At 78.7% G+C, this 1,014-nt stretch carries 1 protein-coding gene; it reads left to right on the forward strand.

Annotation, left to right across the window (positions count from 1 at the left end):
- Positions 1–120 precede the first annotated feature (120 nt).
- Positions 121–978, forward strand: coding sequence for a hypothetical protein (locus tag AC1MIR_RS17685; protein WP_480029494.1), 858 nt, complete (start codon positions 121–123; stop codon positions 976–978).
- Positions 979–1,014: the final 36 nt, after the last annotated feature.

Raw genomic sequence — 1,014 nt, forward strand, 5'->3', positions numbered from 1 at the left:
GGGGCGGGCGCCCCCCCCCCGCCCCGCGGCGCACCGCGCTGCCGATCCTGGGCGCGGTGCTGCTGCGGCGCGGCACCAAGCTCTGGGCGCATAGCCGCGCCAGCGCGAAGGGCGCGCCAGGTGGCGACAACGCGGCGCGGCCATGCGCCCAGAGAGTGGTGCCGAGCGGCGCTGCGCACCGCGCTGCCGATCCTGGGCGCGGTGCTGCTGCTGCTCGGCACCAATCTCTGGGCGCATGGCCGCGCCGCGTTGTCGCCACATGGCGCGACCTTCGCGCTGGCGCGGCTGCAGGCCGACGGCCCGGCGGCCGCGGTGATCCGGGAACGCTGCCCGGCTTCGGGCTGGTATCTCTGCGCCTTCGCCGACCGCCTGCCGATGGACAGCGACGCCTTCCTCTGGTCGCCCGACAGCCCGGTGAACCGCGCGCCGGACGGCACGCCGCGCTTCCTCGGCGGCGCGCTGCTCTCGGCCGAGGCCGGCGCGATCGTGGCGGAGACGCTGCGCAGCCGCCCGCTCGAGGTCGCGCAGGCGATGCTGCGCAACACCCTGGCCCAGCTCGGGACCGCGACGGCGGGCGACACGCTGGTCAACGACCATCTGCGCGCCGCGGTCCGCCCGCGCATCGCGGAAGCCTTCCCGGCACGCGAACTCGCGGCCTATGACGCGGCGCTGCAGCCGCAGGGCGCGCTGCCCGCGGCGGCCGCGCCCGTCCTCTGGCCGCATGCGCCGGGGCTGCTGCGCGGCGCCGCGCGGGCCGCCTTCGCCGGGGGGCGCGCGGCGCGGACCGGCGCCCGGCGCCGGCTCGGCCGGGTGGTGGGCGTGCTGGTCGGTGTCACGGCGAACGCCTTCGCCACCGGCGCGCTCTCCAAGCCGCATCTGCGCTACGAGGCGCGAATCCTGTGGCTCATGCCGGTCGTCGCCGCGCTGGCGCGGGTGCCGCGCGGCGGGCCCCGCGGCCGGCCGGCCCGCCCGCAGTAGAAGAAGCGGTACGCCCCGCCCATGCCAACCCCGGCC

It is taken from the genome of Falsiroseomonas sp. RANM36, assembly GCF_056682175.1.